This is a genomic window from Roseiconus lacunae (assembly GCF_008312935.1).
Taxonomy (GTDB): Bacteria; Planctomycetota; Planctomycetia; order Pirellulales; family Pirellulaceae; genus Stieleria; species Stieleria lacunae.
Genome location: NZ_VSZO01000014.1, coordinates 331,689 through 348,807, shown reverse-complemented (window position 1 = coordinate 348,807; position 17,119 = coordinate 331,689). Strand labels below are relative to the sequence as shown.

Below are 17,119 nucleotides of genomic sequence, written 5' to 3'. Positions count from 1 at the left end.
GCAATGAAATCGTGGCAATGGCGATGAACTGGAATAGAAACCGCGCAGGGAAGCACCCGGTGCGATAGAATGCACGCCCCAGCGGACACGGTACGGGCGCCAGAATAGACAACCCCTGCGTTTCGCCTTCGCGTCAGATCCTTTCGCGTGGCCGGGGCGTGAATTTCCTTCCTTCAACATCGCGCAGAGTTTGTTTCGTCCTCGTTCCGCGCCGATCCCCATTCTCAATCGGTCCCGCCTTCTTATTTGACTACCGATGCTACTCACGTTCCACTCGACATTTCGATCGATCCCATCCGCGATCATGATCGCAATGTTTTTAGGAAACGCGATTTGTGAGCACCTGACGATCGTGTCGGCCGCTTCGCCTCAGGGAATCGCATTTTTTGAATCGAAGATTCGTCCCGCCTTGATCGAACACTGCCTCGATTGTCACTCGCATGACTCTGATGTTAGCGGCAACCTGTCGCTTGATTCTCGTCAAGACTGGGAACAAGGTGGTGACCTTGGCCCCGCGATCGCGTCAGAGGCCCCCGATGCGAGCTTGCTGATCAAAGCCATCGAGTACGACGATCCGGATTTGCAAATGCCCCCCGAAGGCAAGCTGGACGACGCGACGATTGAAGCGTTCCGGCACTGGATCTCGATCGGTGCTCCCGACCCGCGCAAACCCCAACAACCGTCACCAGATACCGAACAGACGACCGCCCTGACGGTCGAACAAGCTCAGAATCATTGGTCCTATCGCCCGATCGATCACAACTTAGTGACGCCCCGTCTCCACGGATCCGAAAGCGGTTCGATCGTCGATGCTTGGATTGACAAAAGCATCCAGTCCGCCGGGCTTGAGGCATCGCCGCCTGCCACGCGTCGGGTGCTTGCTCGACGCTTATCGCTAGACCTCTGTGGATTGCCTCCTACCAAGGCAATGGTCGACGCGTTCGTCGCCGACCGGTCTGACGACGCCTATGCGAGATATGTCGATCGTTTGTTGAGCTCACCTGCGTATGGCGAACACATTGCCCGGCGTTGGATGGACGTCGTTCGTTATGCCGAGTCGATCACGCTGCGCGGATTCATCTTGCCAGAAGCATGGCGTTACCGAGACTACCTGATCGAATCATTCAACGACGATCGCCCTTTCGACCAGATGATCCGCGACCAAATTTCCGGTGACCTGCGACCGGTCGAAGACCTTCGCGAAACGCAACGACGCGCGATCGCGACCGGCTTTCTGGCGATGGGCAATTCCAACCTCGAAGATCAAGACAAAACGAAACTGGAGTTCGATCACCTTGATGAACAAATTGAAACGATCGGACGAGCCTTCCTGGCGCAAACGATCGGCTGTGCCCGATGCCATGATCATAAGTTCGACCCCATTCCGACTCGTGATTATTACGCGTTGGCCGGGATCTTTCGATCAACGACGCCATTAAAACATGCCAACCTGTCGAAATGGATCGAGAAACCCCTGCCGCTTACGGAAAAACAAGAGGACCACTACCGCGAATTGCAACGCGATCTGGAGGATGTCGCCGCACGAATTAAATCGATCGATAAACGTATCGGCGGTGATACGAAAGGCAGCGCCAAAGCGATCGCAGTTGATTCTGTTGCCGGTGTTGTGGTGGACGATGCCGATGCCACTTATGTGGGACAATGGAAAACGAGCGATTTCGTCAAACCATTTGTCGGTCAAGGCTATCAACACACCGGGATCGAACGCCAGGAAAAAAAATCGGCGACGTTTGATCCGGAATCACTCGAAACCGGTGACTATGAAGTCCGTATTGCTTATAGCCATCACGCCAATCGTGCGACGAATGCCACGGTCACTGTTTTTAGTGCGAACGAGTCCAAGGTAATCTCTGTCAATCAACGCAGGGTACCAAGCGTCGACGGCGTCTGGCATTCTCTGGGAACCTATCCTTTTGAAAAAGGTGGTCAAGCGTTCGTCATCGTGTCAAACGACGGTGCCGACGGAATCGTGATCGTCGATGCTGTTCAATTTTTGCCCGTCGCCCAATCCGATCAAATTCCGAGCGGCCAGGTCAACGAAACCCAAACCGCGGAGCTGGAACAACGACGGGAACTACAGAAGCAACGATCGACGCTGGTCACCCGGCAAAAACGACTTCAATCGGAACTAGCAGCCCGCCCGAAATATTTGACGATTTCCGAAAGCGAACCCCAGGTGGAAACCAACATACGAGTCCGAGGCAATCCGCATCAGCTAGGCGATCGAGTGCCACGCGGTTTTTTGGCCGCGGTCGGACCGGCCCAGGAGTACGCCAATCAGATTGATTCGTCCTCAAGCGGACGACGCGAACTAGCCGACTGGATCGCCGATCGACGAAACCCACTGACCGCACGCGTCTACGTCAATCGGGTCTGGTCATGGATGATGGGCGAGGGTTTGGTACCGACCGAAAATAATTTCGGGACGACCGGACGGCAGCCTTCACACCCGGAGCTTCTCGATCAGTTAGCGATCGAACTGGTCAACAATCAATGGTCGACCAAACATCTCATTCGCTTGATCGTCAACAGCGATGCCTATCGTCGATCGATTGATGACGATGCGCAATCACGCTCGCTTGACCCTGAAAACCGCCACTATGCCTTTGGCCGACTCAAACGCTTGCCGGTCGAATCGGTTCGCGATGCAATGTTATTCGTTAGCGGTGAATTGCAACGAGATCGATTTGGTTCAACGATCCGCCCGGGGACGAAGTCCGACTACGACTACGAACATCGCTCCAACCGCAGGAGTATTTATCAGCCGGTGTTTCGCAATTCGCTGCCAGCCCTGTTCGAAGATTTTGACTTCGCCGACTCAAGCATCTCGGTCGGACAACGTTCGCGCAGCACGATTGTTTCACAGTCGCTGGCGATGATGAATGATCCCTGGGTGATCCGTCGCTGCGAGCAAGCGGCACATCGACTGATGGCCAACGACGAATCGGCCGGCAACCAACTGATCAGTGAACTTTACCACCTCTGTTTTGCTCGTCCGCCGAGTGATCGTGAGCGTGCGTTGTGTTTGAGGTTTCTTGAACGGCACGGCAACGATTCGATACACACTCGCGTCGCGGATTTAATTCAATCGCTTTTCGCGTCCACCGACTTTCGATACCTGGAATAAGACGGACCATGTCGCATCCCAACGCATTCAAAATTCGAATGGCACGCCGCAGCATTTTGCAGCAATCCGCCTGTGGTTTTGCCGGGTTAGCAGCCAGCGCATCGGCGTCTGAACTGCTATATACCGCGGCTGCCTCACAATCGCCGGCCGCCCCTCCCAAAGCGAAACGGATTATCTTCTTATTCATGCAGGGGGGTGTCAGCCAAGTTGACTCGTTCGACTACAAGCCCGAACTTCAACGGCGTCACGGCAAAACAGCCGCGTTCAACGATGCCCGCGAACTGGCACGCAGCGGGACCCGAGGAACCGAACAACGCCTGATGCAGTCACCTTGGAAGTTTCAACAGTACGGCGAATGCGGCCGCGCGGTTTCGGAACTGTTTCCAGAAACGGCACGTCACGTCGACGACCTTTGTTTCTTACACGGAATGCACACCGACGGAGTCGCACACGGCCCGGCGACGCTGTTTTTGCATTGTGGCTCGACCAACTTTATCCGTCCCTCGGTCGGGTCCTGGATCTACTACGGATTAGGAGCCGAAAACCAAGACTTGCCAGGTTTTGTCACCATCAGCCCTTCGATCGGTAACGGCGGACCGCGAAACTACGGCAGCGCCTTCTTACCGGCTCGGTACCAAGGTACACCGATCGGTTCGGCCGGCAAATCAACTCTGGAGTTGGCAAACCTGACGCGGCAAGATTCGAACCTGCAACGTCAGCAAGAACAATTGCAACTCATCGAACGGCTCAACGAACAACAAGCACTCCGCCGCGGCGCCGAGAACAGCGAATTCGAGGCGATCGCCGAGTCCTACCGTCTCGCGTGGCGAATGCAGCGAGTCGGCCCAGAAATTTTAGACCTCAACACCGAATCCAAAGAAACACTCGCCGAGTACGGAATCGATCAACCCGAGACTCGCGGCTACGGCGAAAAATGTCTTCTAGCGAGACGGTTATGCGAAGCCGGGGTGCGATTTATCCAAGTCAACTATGGCGACAATTCGGCTAACCCGGCGTGGGATCAACACTCGAACCTGCCCAAGCACGCCGAACACGCCAGAGCAGTCGATCGTCCGATCGCGGCGCTGTTGGCCGACCTCAAGCGACGTGGATTGCTCGAAGACACGATCGTCTGGTGGGGCGGCGAATTCGGCCGAACGCCGTACTCGCAAAGCAACGGCACCGGACGTGATCACAACCCAGGCGGCTTTACCGTCTGGCTCGCCGGCGGTGGCTTCCGACCGGGCATCGCATACGGTTCGACCGACGAGTTCGGGTTCGCCAGCGTGCAAGGCAAAGTCCACATGCACGACCTGCATGCAACGTTACTGCATCAGCTAGGCTTGGACCACGAGCAATTGACCTACCGCCACGCCGGCCGAGACTTTCGCTTGACCGACGTTTACGGACGCGTGATCAGTGACGTGCTGGCCTAATGTTTCATCCACACTTGAAATTAGGATCAGCCGCTTGGCGTCAGCCACGGTTTCAGTGCAATGACCGAGGCGAACGCCGCTTTTGGCGATGCAGGTCAGCGATGCGCGGGTTCGGCTTGTCGTTTACCGATCGTTTATTAGCTATTGGCCGCTTGTGCTTCCAACTCCAGTGCCAGCGCAGCTTCCTCGGCGATCTGCGCCGCAGTGCGGCGACGTCGTTTGCGAGGCTTGGCGTTCATCCATTCTTTCGTTAGGACCTCGAACACCTCGGGCGTTTCGTACCGAACGATGTTTTTGCCTTCGGGCATCGGTCCGATCAATCCGCGAAAAACCGGCATACCTCGAAGGGCCAAGTCGGTGCTGCAGTCATCGATTCCGATCTGTTGATGGGAGGTCATCAAGGGATCGATCGAAGGATAATCAGAAATCATCAGTGATCCGTCACGTGAACGAGTCACGACACGGAAAGTGTCTTTCTTGGCCATGGTGCCTCCAAATAAGGAAGTGGCGCTGGAGAGGATCAGAGGGTGGGCTCAGCACTGACACCACAAAGATTGCTTCGAGTCGTCGCGTCAAAGGGGGAGGATGACGGTCGGAACGCAAGACCAACGGAAGTCATCACGCGCCGAGCAGCGACGTCTACCCACTGGCTTGCCAAGGTTCTCTTGATCAAGTCCAGCGTCAGGTTCAGGACGGTAGACGTCGGTGCTCTAAAGCGGCGTGATTCCAACCGACGGCGGGAGGGAGGGGCGTCAGTTGAGCATCGATTCGAGGGTTAATCGAACAATGGTGATATCGACGCACCGCACACCGTGATGTACGAAACCTCTTCGATTGCGATTGGCTCGCCGAATCCAAGGCGACATACAAGGATTGATAGCTGCATTGAGATCGAAAGTTGCAACGCGGTTTACAGTCGCAAACAGCACCGCGCGGGCGACCGTTGTGTTCAGCGTCGCCGTTACAGCCGGCACAATGCACCAGCGGAACCTGCCGCATGCCCCAGTTACAACGGGGCGAACCGGAACTGCGCCGCAAACATCCAGCAGCGGAAACACTGTCGGATCGTAAGTTCATTCGCTTCGTTCCGATCACACTCAAGTGAGCCCTCTACAGAACGGTAACCCTCGAGACCTTCAGTTGTGGGCCCCGCGGTTTGGTCGCGTTTGGTCATCAAGGTTCGACATTAGCGATTTCGGATCGTGACCCTCTAAGCAGCTTCTTGATCCTGCACTCCGGTTGATTGGTACTCGGCTATGCCGTCCAATGGACCCCATCGTTGTCAGATCTTGTCGTCGAACGTTTCAAACTGCGTTTCTATCAATAACGCGTTCCGAAAAGGATTGCCCATGGCCACCACCAAAACCTCTGCGACCGAGAAAAAGCTTCGTTCTAAATCAAGACAATCGTCCAAGTCCAAATCGAAGAAAAAGGTCAACGTCTTTCACCAGCGTCTGGGTTCACTGACCTTTCACCAGGCAACACAATTGCTTGGCGACGAAGGGGGCAAGCTATTTCGACAAGGCAGTCGTTTTACCGAGATCGATCCCGATGATGTCTTCCTGGGTGGTGATTTGTTTCGGGTCAGAATGCTGGACGTGGAAGAGAAATACAGTGGTGCGGATGACGCACCCACTGCCGCCGAGGGCTACGTGATCGTCACGATGACACTTCAGTCCAATCGGTCCAAGCAACTTCAACTCAACTGTGATCATTGCGACGGTCACTGCCATCACGTCGGTGCGGCATTTGAATACCTGTTGGATGCGAAAACGGTGCTTGGCTTAGCCGAACCGCCAGACGAATCGGTAGCACTGGAACACCTCACGGAATCGGAACTGTTGGACCGCGCGGTCGCCGATCGACGCAAACGTGCCGAGGAAGAGACGTTTCGAGTCCGCACGCTCGATTCGTCCACGCCTTGGTCAGACTATATCGTCAGCAGCTACAACACCGGTCGATCGTATCGCGTCGCACTCCGTGGGACGGAGCCATTCGCGTCGTATTGCTCTTGTCCCGACTTTCGAACCAACGGGCTGGGCACTTGCAAACACATCATGCACGTCGCTTTGAAGGTGCAAAAGCGATTCGGCAAATCCAAAATGGAAGAGCCTTATGTGCGGACACATCTCTCACTCCGCCTGCATTATGGCGATGACTTTGGGCTGCGATTTAACCTTCCGACAGACCCTGATTCGGCGACTACCGAGATCGCCGGCGACCTGGTCGATCGCTCGACAACGGACGTCAACGATGTGATGCAGCGAATCGAAACGATCGAGTCCAAAGGATTGGATCTGCAAATCTATCCCGACGCGGAGGACTACATCCAACGTGGATTGATCTGCCAAACAATGTCGAAGCGCTGCCAGGAAATCCGTCGATCGCCGGAAACCCATCCACTGCGTGAGTCGTTGCTGAATGCGACGTTGCTACCGTATCAACTTGACGGAATCGCCTTCGCCGCTTCGGCAGGCCGCGCGATTTTGGCCGATGATATGGGTCTGGGTAAAACGATCCAAGGAATCGGCACTGCCGAGTTGCTGGCGCAATGGGCAGATATTAAACGAGCCTTGGTCGTGTGTCCGGCGTCACTGAAGAGCCAGTGGCGAGAGGAAGTCCACCGATTCAGTGGCCGCAGTGTGCAACTTGTCATGGGCACCGGCGCGGAGCGTCACCAGCAATATGCGACCGACGCCTTCTTCACCGTTTGCAACTATGAACAAGTCCTTCGCGATTTGGAACCCATCGAATCGGTGCCTTGGGATCTAATCATCTTGGATGAAGGCCAACGGATCAAAAACTGGGAATCAAAAACCAGCAATGTCATCCGGTCAATCGACAGTCCATTTCGATTGGTGCTTTCGGGAACACCGCTCGAGAACAATCTGGGTGAACTATTTACGGTCGCTCGATTTGTCGATGAAAACCGGCTCGGTTCCGCCTTCCGATTTTTCAATCGGCACCGCGTCGTCGACGACAAAGGCAGGACCATCGGATATCAACGCCTTGATGAATTGCGGGAAACGATGCGGCCGATCTTGTTGCGACGAACCCGGGCAGAGGTCGCAAAGCAATTGCCCGACCGCATCGACCAAGTGGTCCGGGTCACTCCGACCGAAGAACAGTTGGAGATTCATCGTGGGCAAATCCAAATCGTTGCTCAAATCACCAGCAAAAAATACCTCACCGAAATGGACCTGCTGCGTCTGCGCCGAGCACTCGCGATGGCCAGAATGGTTTGCGACAGTACGTTCTTGGTCAATCAGCAAGAACCGGAGTACAGCAGCAAGCTCGAAAAACTCAGCGAGCTTCTCACTTCATTGATCTCCGACGAGAGTCGTAAAATTGTTCTGTTTTCCGAATGGAAACGTATGCTCGATCGAGTGGAGCAACGGTTGGATCGAATTGGCTGCGACTATGTCCGACTTGACGGGAGCGTTCCACAGAAAAAACGGCCGGCAATCGTCAATGCATTTCAAAATGATCCCGACTGTCGTGTGATCTTGATGACCAATGCGGGAAGCACGGGGCTGAACCTGCAATCGGCGAACACCGTGATCAATTGCGACCTGCCCTGGAATCCGGCGGTCCTGGAACAGCGGATCGCTCGTGCCCACCGAATGGGTCAAAAAAATCAGGTTCACATCTACAATCTTGTGACCTCCGATACGATCGAAGAAAGCTTGCTGAACACCTTGGCGTCCAAGCAAGAACTCGCCGACGCGTCATTAAATATCGAAAGCGAGATCGCCGAAGTCTCGGTGACGAGTGGAACCGATGATCTGCGTAAACGTCTGGAGAAGATGAAACTGCCGCAGTTCATGGCCCCTGTCGACGAAAGCCGATTGGCCAAGACTGAAGCAGAAACCAAAGCGATCGCGGAACGTCGTGAAGTGGTTTCCAAGGCCACCGGTGATCTGGTCGGTGCGGCTCTTAATCTTGCAGGAAAACTGTTGGGAAATCCACATCAGAAGCCAGTCGACTCTAAGACAATCGATGATTTGACGAGTCGACTGAGCGAATCGATTGACCATGATTCCAAAGGCCGACCGCAACTCACGATCACACTCGAAGACGAATCGTCCCTACGTTCGCTGGCAACAACATTAGCAACGCTACTTGATCGCCGATAGCTTCTCAGAGACAGGAAGACAGACGGATCCCGGCGATCGAACCGTGATAGCAACAGTCTCTGACACTCGCAGTGGAAGTGTTTCCATTCTGATTCACTATCGCCGGCGTTACGCCGATCTCTCGAACATCTACCATGTGATTGTCATTTCTGGCAATCCGCTCGACCGTTGCAATCCGAGTGATCGGATTGTGCGGCATCAGAATCTATGTCTAGCCAACAAATTGGGACGGAACGTCGACGAATCACTTTGAATACGCCCCAAGTTTCAACGATTCGCCTGTTCCCCACTCGCCCTGGCTGATTGTCTACCCGCCATGAATGAAGCGGCCCCTACGACCGCCCACGTGCTGCGTCCGCATCGCCGAATCGTCGAACTCGACGCACTCCGAGCCCTCGCCGCGATCAGTCTGATGCTGTTTCATTTGACGCATGTTTATAGCGTCAAGTATGGCTATACAACCTCTTTGGGATTCGAGTGGCCGTACGGAGCCTATGGGACACAGATGTTTTTTATCTTGTCCGGCTTCGTCAACAGCATGTCACTGCTGCGCCGTGGTCGCCCGGTCGATTTCGTCGCCGCTCGCTTGATCCGTATCGTTCCGATGTTCTTGATCGTCATCGTGGCAAACGTTTGGATCACCAGTCTTGCGCCGCTGAACGAACATCCCGTTTCGGCAACTCAATTGGCCGCCAACTTGACACTGTTGCCGATGCTATTCGGACAAGACTTTGTGGATCCGGTGATGTGGACACTGCAAGTTGAAATGCTTTTCTACTTCACGCTTGTCATGCTGTATCGAATAGGTGGACTAAAGCGTTACTTCATCGGCTGGGGAAGTTTACTGATGCTGTCGTACTTTGTCTGTCCCGCGCTCGATTCGGTCGCTGAGCAAGCGAGTGGGACAGCTTGGTATGCGATTGCCAATTCACTACGACACCTGCTGTTGCTCGATCATGCGCCGCTCTTCGCGATGGGATTTCTGCTTTACATGATCAAGACAAAGACCGGATCACTCTGGAAAAATGCCTTGGGAATCTTTGTCACCGCGTTCGTTTTTCACAGCATCGATCACGGGAAGCACAACCCCGTGGCGACTGTATTGATTTTGGGCTTGGTCACCGCATGTGCTTACGCAAAGATGCCTGTGCTGCGGCTAAAACCCTTGCTGTTTATCAGCACGATCTCGTACGCGCTGTACCTTTGCCACAACAACCTCGGTTGTGCCTTGATCCATCGATTGGATCACATTGGGTACCCGCCTGTGGTTTGCTTCGGTTTGTCGATCGTCTTCGCCGTCAGCTTGGCGACGCTGATCACGACGCGAGTCGAGGGTCCGATCACAAGCTGGTTGCGAACTCGGTGGGAACGCTATCGCAGTGGGCAATTGGCCGACCGGCCCAAGGTCGCCGTCCAGTGATCGAACGGCCGACGGTGTCGATCGGTCAGGCAATTCTTAGCCAAGAGATCCGCCGATTAAAGACGCGGTGATCATCATCACGACGATTCGTTAGTCGCGATGCTGCTCGACGACATTCGGCTTGATGCGATCAAGTCACGATGGTTCTGCCATAGCCGGTGAAGCCAGGTCAGTAGGAAAGCGTTGGATACCAGCGAGCAAAGTAAGAAGACGTTGACATACGGATTGAACTTTTGAGCCGTTTCTGGGCCGGGGCCGATCCCGGCATAATCGGCAGGGCGCGGGTGACTTGGCGAAGTCGGCTCGGATCCGTTGTTTGCTCCGCGATCACTTGGCATCGATCCTGTGCCGGGTTGGTTTGGATTTCCGCCCGCCGGTGAGGTTGCGCCCGTTGCGTCGGCAAGACGGGCGTCGGGCGAGGATTGGCTGTAACGCTTGAGTAGCTCTTCCTGAGATTTCTTCCATTCATCAAGTTGTTGTCTCATCGCCTTCCCCGTGGTCAATTCGTACGCCTTGGCGGCGTCAACGGGGTTGCCGTACTCATCGATGATGTTGCCTTCCGTATCGACACGATTACCGTATCCGTCAAAGAGCGGCTTTGCCGGAATCGTTCCTGGACGCCGACCGACGCCACGACTGTCTTGCCCCGGTGCGTTTGGGTTCTGTGTTTGCTGGGGTGGCCATGTTGACTGAGGATAGCCACCAGCCACTTGATCATCCGGCGTATTTGCGGAGTTCGCGGAACCGTTGCCGCCTTGCATTGGATAGCCATAGTCGTTCCAAGTCATGCCGTTAGGATTTCCCGACTGGCTTCCGCCGTTTTGCAGATTTTGATTGTTGACCTGAGACGCCAATCGTCCTTGGGTGGCTTGTTCCAATCGCCATCGTTGGTTCTCACGGTCTTTCGCGGCCCGCTGCTCAAGCCGCCATTGGTGGAATCGCTCGAATAGCTGATTGACCGTCTGTGGGTCTTTCAGCATCGGATCACTAGCGGCAATGTTGAAGTAGGATCCCAGTTCGGCGATTTCCGCTGGCGTCCAGTTCGTCTCATAGCTGTTGGGAAGCGGAAAAACTTCGGAGGTCGGTAGTCCCAACCCCGTCGCGTTCGACTGCGGGGCGTGGAACTGATTGAGCGCAGCGTTGGTTTGTGCGGAACTTGATCGGGGTGGGTTGCCCGACGCAGGATTGGCTTGACTTGACGCACCCCCAAATCCGGCGAGTGGATTGGGTTGTGGCGGAAAGCCAGTTTGGCCAAGTGCCGAGGTCGCGGTTCCGTTTCGACCGGACATGGTTTGTCGGTCTTGATTGGCGGTCGTATTGTAGAGGTTCAGATCTGCCCTTCCGGGTACGTTCAGCCCCGTGGAGGATGCCGCTTGGCCGTTGGTGTTCCGAGGCGGTAAGTTGACGTTCGACGGCAGCCGTCCAAAACTTGACCCGCCGGACGGAAGGTCGGATGGCATCGAAATCGGGTCTGGTTGTCGCGGCGCCGCTGCGTTAGGAGCGTTTAGGCCGGTGTTCGTCGAACTGGGCGCCCCGAGACCTGTGGGGATCGCGTTTGAAGTCGCGGAAGGCGGGACGTTGCGAACAGACGCACCGTTTGACGAATTGCTGGCAGCCGAGTTCGTGCCCGGTGGCATGGACATTTCCGCCGATCGAGGAAACGGCTCGGTGGAAGGCCGGGGTGCCGACGGCGACGTGGGTAACCCGTTCTGCCCTGACTGAAACGGTTCGGTATTGGGACCGTTACTAAGCGTTCCGGCACGTTCGAGCGATCCGGCCGTGAAGTCTGGAGGGACGATTTTTCCGACCGCAGAGTCGATGCCGTTCTTTGCCGCTTGCCCAATTTGATTCGCTGCCGAGCCAACTTCGGCGCGCAGAGAGTCAGGAATTTGCATCCCCGGCGTTTGCCCGGGGCATGGCGGTGGTGATGCGACGAATGTCAATCCAATGGCGGCGAGCACCAAGCGGCAAATGGTTTCGCCCATGACTTTCTTCCCTGAAAAATCGGTGAACTGCAGAATCCGTTTCCAGTCATACGTCCACTCCGGCGCATTACGAAACGTGTTTCATGCGCCAAAATAACGCGGGTCGCCGTTTCAGGTAAAGAGAGGTTGGGCCGAATAGTCCGGAACTTGAGCCGAACTTGACCCAATCTCGAGAGAAAGTCGTGATCGCGAGCCCTGCTTTGCGAATGCAACTTTGCTAGCATTCGCCCGTTTCCATTGTGTTTCAGACAGGATCGCCACGGCGAGTCCGTCACGTTGATCGTCGGCCGGTTTTACCGAGATCGAGATCGCTGCCGCAATGTCGGTTGCAGCGATGTTATCTGCAGCAGTGTCACTTGCAGCAATGAATTGTCGTGATGCTTGCAACTCGCCTGCGCGGCCCGCAGATACCAGTGGTGATTTCCAATGTGTCCGTACCTTACAAACAATCACGTGTCGCTACAGTTAACCTCGCGGCGACGTGGGGCGTCGTTGGCGTACTCGCCTACCCGCTGGTGAACTGGCCTGGGGCGGTCTTCTTGAAGCGGGCGCCCTTGCCGCCAGCGCAGGTCGCGGAGGATCGCGGCGTAGAGCGTCGCGTCGGGCGTCTTGCCGCCTGGGGAAGTCCAAAGTTTTTGCTTCGCCATCGCTTCGACCATCTCTTTGCAAGACATGGGTTTGCGGGTCTTTTTCTAAACCGTTAAGGCCGCGTCGATCTGGCTGAACTTCTTGTCGGCTTTCTTCGCCGTCGTTTTCTTGGTGGAAGAAGTTTTTCGGACCGAAAAGGACGACCGAAACGATGCCAAGCCGGATCGGAGAATCACTGCGTCGTGGGCGCACGTTCGCGCCGTCGCGGGGCGGTTGACGGGCTTGGTAGATAGAACGATTGTTGGGCGAGCGGCCGCGTGGCTACGCGTTATCGGCTACGTCTTCGGCTTCGTTCGTATCGCGATGGATCTCGCTCAATGTCGAACCGTCTTTGTCTTTCCATTCAACCCAACCATTTGCGGTTCGGCCAAGCACAACAGCTGCTGCCGTACTTGGTGAGGTGAATAGATAGTCTTGGGTGAAAACGTATTCGCCGTTGTTTTCATCGAGCACGCCAGCGGTCAACAGCTTCTCACGTTGAGGATTGACGGACGACGCACCCGATGGCGCGACCTCCATGCGGGCTTTGCTTCCTTCGTGAACAACAAAACCGTCTTCAACTAATTCGCCTTTGCCGTCGCTCCCGCCACCACGGCAGTAGAACGTGATCGATGCGGAGCTTTGCTTTGCTACCGGCTCAAAAACCGGATACCCGAGCGTTGAGACCAACGTGCTGACCGTTTCAAACACGTCCAGCAACTCCGCTTCCATCGGCTCGGGAACGTAAGTCGAGTTGTCTGGCACCTGGCCATTGTCGAGAGAATAGCGATTGACCTCTTTCGCTCTCTGCATGCAGTACCATTCCAGGTATCGGATATGGGCCTGCGTGAAGTTCTGCGTCTTCGATACACAGAAGACCGCGGTCTTCCAGAAAGTCTTTGTCTTGTTGTGGCTGTCGAATCGTTTTCTAGCGTCTTCCGTCTGGCCGATGTAAACGATCGGCTTTGCACCTTCCTCGTCCTCGCCAAATAAAAAATAGATCCCCGGCAGATTCAGTTCCTTCCGCAGCTTGCCTTGGGCCAAATCGCTTCGTGGGATCAAGACTGCCTGCACGATCCGCGTCGTGATCTCGGCGATGCGGATTCCACGCGGTTCGCCTGTCGGCAAATAGATCTGGATCGTCTTAGCGGTCGGTGTCGTCACTGCGTTCCCTCTGGTGCGATACGAAGCCCCTCAGGATATCGCGGGCGTGCAGACTTTGATAGACTTGGGCGAACTGCAAACTACGCGAGGGAAAGGCAATCGACCGATGACCAAACTCAGCGAATACGTGAAGACAGCCGAAGCCGCTGAGATCCTTGGGGTAGCGCAGAACACGCTACGCAAGTGGGCGGAGCGCGGGGATATTCCGATGCACCGTAATCCAGCAAACGGGTACCGACTGTTCAAGCGAAGCGACCTAAACCGTTTTTTGAAGAAGACAGCCAAGCCCGTAAAGCCAAAATCGTAAGCCAAGTCATGAACGACGGGCCAAATAGCCGACAAGGAACAACCACCGAATGACCGGATCGCAACAACGTGCCGCCCTACAACGCAAAATCTGGGATATCGCCAACGACGTGCGCGGCAGCGTGGATGGATGGGACTTCAAGCAGTACGTCCTGGGCACCCTGTTTTACCGCTTCATCAGCGAGAACTTCTCGCTGTACATCGAAGCCGACGATGAGAGCATCGACTACGCCGCTCTCGATGATTCCGTCATCACGCCCGAGATCAAAGACGATGCGATCAAGACCAAGGGCTACTTCATCTATCCTAGCCAGTTGTTTGCCAACGTCGCCAAAGATGCCAACACCAACGAAAGCCTGAATACCGATCTGGCGGCCGTCTTTGCTTCGGTGGAAAGCTCCGCAAACGGATATCCCTCCGAAGACGACATCAAGGGCTTGTTTGCCGACTTCGACACCACCAGCAACCGTTTAGGCAACACGGTGAAAGCCAAGAATGAACGCCTGGCGAAAGTCCTTAAGCGAGTCGCCGAGCTAGATTTCAGCGACTTTGAAGGCAGCCAGATTGATCTGTTCGGCGACGCCTACGAGTTTCTAATCTCGAACTATGCGGCGAACGCTGGCAAGTCTGGTGGCGAGTTCTTCACTCCGCAGCACGTGTCCAAGCTGATTGCGATGCTGGCCATGCACAAGCAGGACGAGGTCAACAAGATTTATGATCCGGCGTGCGGCAGCGGTTCTCTGTTGCTGCAATCGAAGAAGCACTTTGACGCCCACATCATCGAAGAGGGATTCTTCGGGCAGGAGATCAATCACACGACCTACAACCTAGCTCGGATGAACATGTTCCTGCACAACGTCAACTATGACAAGTTCAACATAAAGTTAGGCAATACCCTGACCGAACCTGATTTTGGTGACGAAAAACCGTTCGACGCGATCGTCTCCAATCCTCCCTATTCGGTGAAGTGGATCGGCAGCGATGACCCGACTCTGATCAACGACGATCGTTTTGCTCCGGCGGGAGTGCTGGCCCCCAAGTCCAAGGCAGATTTTGCCTTCGTACTGCACGCCCTGAGCTATTTGTCCAGCAGAGGCCGGGCTGCGATTGTTTGCTTCCCTGGTATCTTCTATCGCGGTGGAGCCGAGCAGAAAATCAGAAAGTATCTGGTCGACAACAACTACGTGGAAACGGTGATCTCACTTGCTCCGAATCTATTCTATGGGACCACCATCGCCGTAAACATTTTGGTGCTGTCCAAGCACAAGAGCGACACGAACATTCAGTTCATCGACGCCAGCGGTCTGTTCAAGAAGGAAACCAACAACAACGTCCTGGTAGACGATGATGACCCTGCTAGCCCCGGGCACATTCAGCAGATCATGCAAGTCTTCGACAGCAAGGAGAATGTCGACCACTTGGCTCAATCGGTCGCCTACGAAAAGATTGCCGAGAACGATTACAACCTGTCCGTCAGCAGCTATATAGAACCGGAAGACACCCGAGAGAAGGTGGACATAACCGAACTCAACAGTGAGCTGAAAACCACGGTCGCCCGAATCGATCAATTGCGAGCAGAGATTGATTCGATCGTGGCGGAGATTGAGGGCCAGGAGGTTGGGTCGTGAGTGGCATTAGTTTTATGGACCAGTTGCTCAGTGACGTTGAAGTCAAGTGGGAACCGCTTGGCGAAATCGCAGAACTATACAGCGGGCTACAAGGAAAGAAAAAAGCGGATTTTCAAAATGGGAATGCCAGGTTTGTGCCATACATGAATATCTTCAACAACTTGGAAGTTGATACAGACGAACTCAGTCCGGTCACAGTTGCCGACGGCGAAAGCCAAAACGAAATAATGTACGGAGATGTTTTGTTCACGGGTTCATCGGAATCTGCTGCTGAAGTAGGAATGTCGTCAGCGGTCACGATACGAACCGAAAATCCGGTTTATCTCAATAGTTTTTGTTTCGGTGTCAGATTCAATGCGGGCATCAGTTTGCTTCCAGAATTTACTAAGCATTTATTCCGGAGCTCAGCCATGCGACAGGAGATCTCAAAAACAGGAAGCGGTGTAACCCGTTTTAACGTATCCAAGGCAAGATTCAAAAAACTACTTGTCCCGATCCTTTGCCCATCGGACCCGAAACGATCGCTTGAGATTCAGGGGGAAATCGTCCGCATTCTGGACACCTTTACCGAGCTGACCGCCGAGCTGACCGCCGAGCTGACCGCCCGCAAAAAGCAATACAACTACTACCGCGATCAGTTGTTGAGTTTTGAAGATGGCGAAGTCGAATGGAAACCGCTGGGATGGGTCGGCGAAGTGCGAATGTGCAAACGAGTTCTAAAGCAGCAAACATCCGACGTTGGAGAGATCCCATTCTTTAAAATTGGCACGTTCGGGAAAGAAGCAGACTCGTTTATTTCCAGAGAGTTGTTCGAGGACTACAGGAACAGGTATAGCTATCCCAGAACCGGCGAAGTGTTAATCTCGGCCAGTGGAACTATCGGAAGGGCTGTGATTTTTGATGGTCAGGAAGCATTCTTCCAAGACAGCAACATTGTTTGGCTTGAGAACGACGAATCAAAAGTTCTGAACAAGTATTTATTTTACTGCTACCAGATAGCCAAGTGGCACGTGTCTGATGGCGGTGTCATCAAACGGCTGTACAACGACAATATCAAGAGAACGTTGATACCAATTCCATTCCCAAACGACTCTCGAAAGTCGCTTTCTGAACAAGCACACATCGTTTCCATCCTTGACAAGTTCGACACCCTAACCAACTCGATCAGTGAAGGCTTGCCTCGGGAAATCGAATTGCGGCAGAAGCAGTACGAATACTACCGCGATCTGCTGCTGCGCTTCCCGAAGCCGGAAGAGGTGGAAGCGTAAC

General features: G+C 54.6%; 10 protein-coding genes and 1 pseudogene. 7 read left to right on the top strand and 4 right to left on the bottom strand.

Annotated elements, in window-relative coordinates:
• Nucleotides 1-256 precede the first annotated feature (256 nt).
• Nucleotides 257-3,148, top strand: coding sequence for a DUF1553 domain-containing protein (locus FYC48_RS19605; protein WP_149498479.1), 2,892 nt, complete (start codon nucleotides 257-259; stop codon nucleotides 3,146-3,148).
• An 8-nt stretch (nucleotides 3,149-3,156) separates the two neighbouring features.
• The gene (locus tag FYC48_RS19600; RefSeq protein ID WP_149498478.1) at nucleotides 3,157-4,584 is read left to right on the top strand and encodes a DUF1501 domain-containing protein; all 1,428 of its coding nucleotides are present in this window, start codon (nucleotides 3,157-3,159) and stop codon (nucleotides 4,582-4,584) included.
• 137 nt (nucleotides 4,585-4,721) lie between these two features.
• Here FYC48_RS19600 and FYC48_RS19595 read toward each other — a convergent pair whose 3' ends face one another.
• Nucleotides 4,722-5,069, bottom strand: a complete 348-nt coding sequence (locus tag FYC48_RS19595; RefSeq protein WP_149498477.1) for a hypothetical protein — start codon at nucleotides 5,067-5,069, stop codon at nucleotides 4,722-4,724.
• Between the two features lie 864 nt (nucleotides 5,070-5,933).
• Between FYC48_RS19595 and FYC48_RS19590 the strand changes: the two genes are divergently transcribed.
• Together FYC48_RS19590 and FYC48_RS19585 are read left to right on the top strand one after the other, a co-directional pair.
• Nucleotides 5,934-8,720 carry a DEAD/DEAH box helicase gene (locus tag FYC48_RS19590; protein ID WP_149498476.1) on the top strand — a complete coding sequence of 929 codons (2,787 nt, stop codon included), beginning with the start codon at nucleotides 5,934-5,936 and terminating at the stop codon, nucleotides 8,718-8,720.
• A 316-nt stretch (nucleotides 8,721-9,036) separates the two neighbouring features.
• Nucleotides 9,037-10,140, top strand: coding sequence for an acyltransferase family protein (locus FYC48_RS19585; protein ID WP_149498475.1), 1,104 nt, complete (start codon nucleotides 9,037-9,039; stop codon nucleotides 10,138-10,140).
• Between the two features lie 77 nt (nucleotides 10,141-10,217).
• Here the strand turns inward: FYC48_RS19585 and FYC48_RS19580 are convergent, their stop codons facing one another.
• From FYC48_RS19580 to FYC48_RS19570, 3 genes and pseudogenes are all read right to left on the bottom strand, one after another.
• The gene (locus tag FYC48_RS19580) at nucleotides 10,218-12,125 is read right to left on the bottom strand and encodes a hypothetical protein (RefSeq protein WP_149498474.1); all 1,908 of its coding nucleotides are present in this window, start codon (nucleotides 12,123-12,125) and stop codon (nucleotides 10,218-10,220) included.
• Between the two features lie 449 nt (nucleotides 12,126-12,574).
• Nucleotides 12,575-12,802: pseudogene (locus FYC48_RS19575) on the bottom strand (HTH domain-containing protein); the annotation flags it as partial.
• A gap of 232 nt (nucleotides 12,803-13,034) precedes the next feature.
• A complete protein-coding gene (locus FYC48_RS19570; protein WP_149498472.1) occupies nucleotides 13,035-13,916 on the bottom strand; it encodes a GIY-YIG nuclease family protein in 882 nt (293 codons plus the stop codon).
• Nucleotides 13,917-14,022: 106 nt separating this feature from the next.
• On the opposite strand from FYC48_RS19570, the gene FYC48_RS19565 reads away from it, so the two are divergent.
• The 3 genes from FYC48_RS19565 to FYC48_RS19555 are packed head-to-tail and all read left to right on the top strand — an operon-like array spanning nucleotide 14,023 to nucleotide 17,118.
• Nucleotides 14,023-14,223, top strand: a complete 201-nt coding sequence (locus FYC48_RS19565) for a MerR family transcriptional regulator (protein ID WP_149498504.1) — start codon at nucleotides 14,023-14,025, stop codon at nucleotides 14,221-14,223.
• Nucleotides 14,224-14,272: 49 nt separating this feature from the next.
• On the top strand, nucleotides 14,273-15,850 hold the full coding sequence (locus FYC48_RS19560) for a type I restriction-modification system subunit M (protein WP_149498471.1): 1,578 nt from the start codon (nucleotides 14,273-14,275) through the stop codon (nucleotides 15,848-15,850).
• On the top strand, nucleotides 15,847-17,118 hold the full coding sequence (locus FYC48_RS19555) for a restriction endonuclease subunit S (protein ID WP_200836647.1): 1,272 nt from the start codon (nucleotides 15,847-15,849) through the stop codon (nucleotides 17,116-17,118). The genes FYC48_RS19560 and FYC48_RS19555 overlap by 4 nt, the downstream gene beginning before the upstream one ends.
• Nucleotide 17,119 lies beyond the last annotated feature (1 nt).

Excerpts from the sequence above, each read along its gene's own strand:
- FYC48_RS19585 (WP_149498475.1), top strand. The coding sequence starts at position 9,037 with ATGAATGAAGCGGCCCCTACGACCGCCCACGTGCTGCGTCCGCATCGC.
- FYC48_RS19590 (WP_149498476.1), top strand. The coding sequence starts at position 5,934 with ATGGCCACCACCAAAACCTCTGCGACCGAGAAAAAGCTTCGTTCTAAA.
- FYC48_RS19560 (WP_149498471.1), top strand. The coding sequence starts at position 14,273 with ATGACCGGATCGCAACAACGTGCCGCCCTACAACGCAAAATCTGGGAT.
- FYC48_RS19580 (WP_149498474.1), bottom strand. The coding sequence starts at position 12,125 with ATGGGCGAAACCATTTGCCGCTTGGTGCTCGCCGCCATTGGATTGACA.
- FYC48_RS19595 (WP_149498477.1), bottom strand. The coding sequence starts at position 5,069 with ATGGCCAAGAAAGACACTTTCCGTGTCGTGACTCGTTCACGTGACGGA.
- FYC48_RS19605 (WP_149498479.1), top strand. The coding sequence starts at position 257 with ATGCTACTCACGTTCCACTCGACATTTCGATCGATCCCATCCGCGATC.
- FYC48_RS19600 (WP_149498478.1), top strand. The coding sequence starts at position 3,157 with ATGTCGCATCCCAACGCATTCAAAATTCGAATGGCACGCCGCAGCATT.
- FYC48_RS19565 (WP_149498504.1), top strand. The coding sequence starts at position 14,023 with ATGACCAAACTCAGCGAATACGTGAAGACAGCCGAAGCCGCTGAGATC.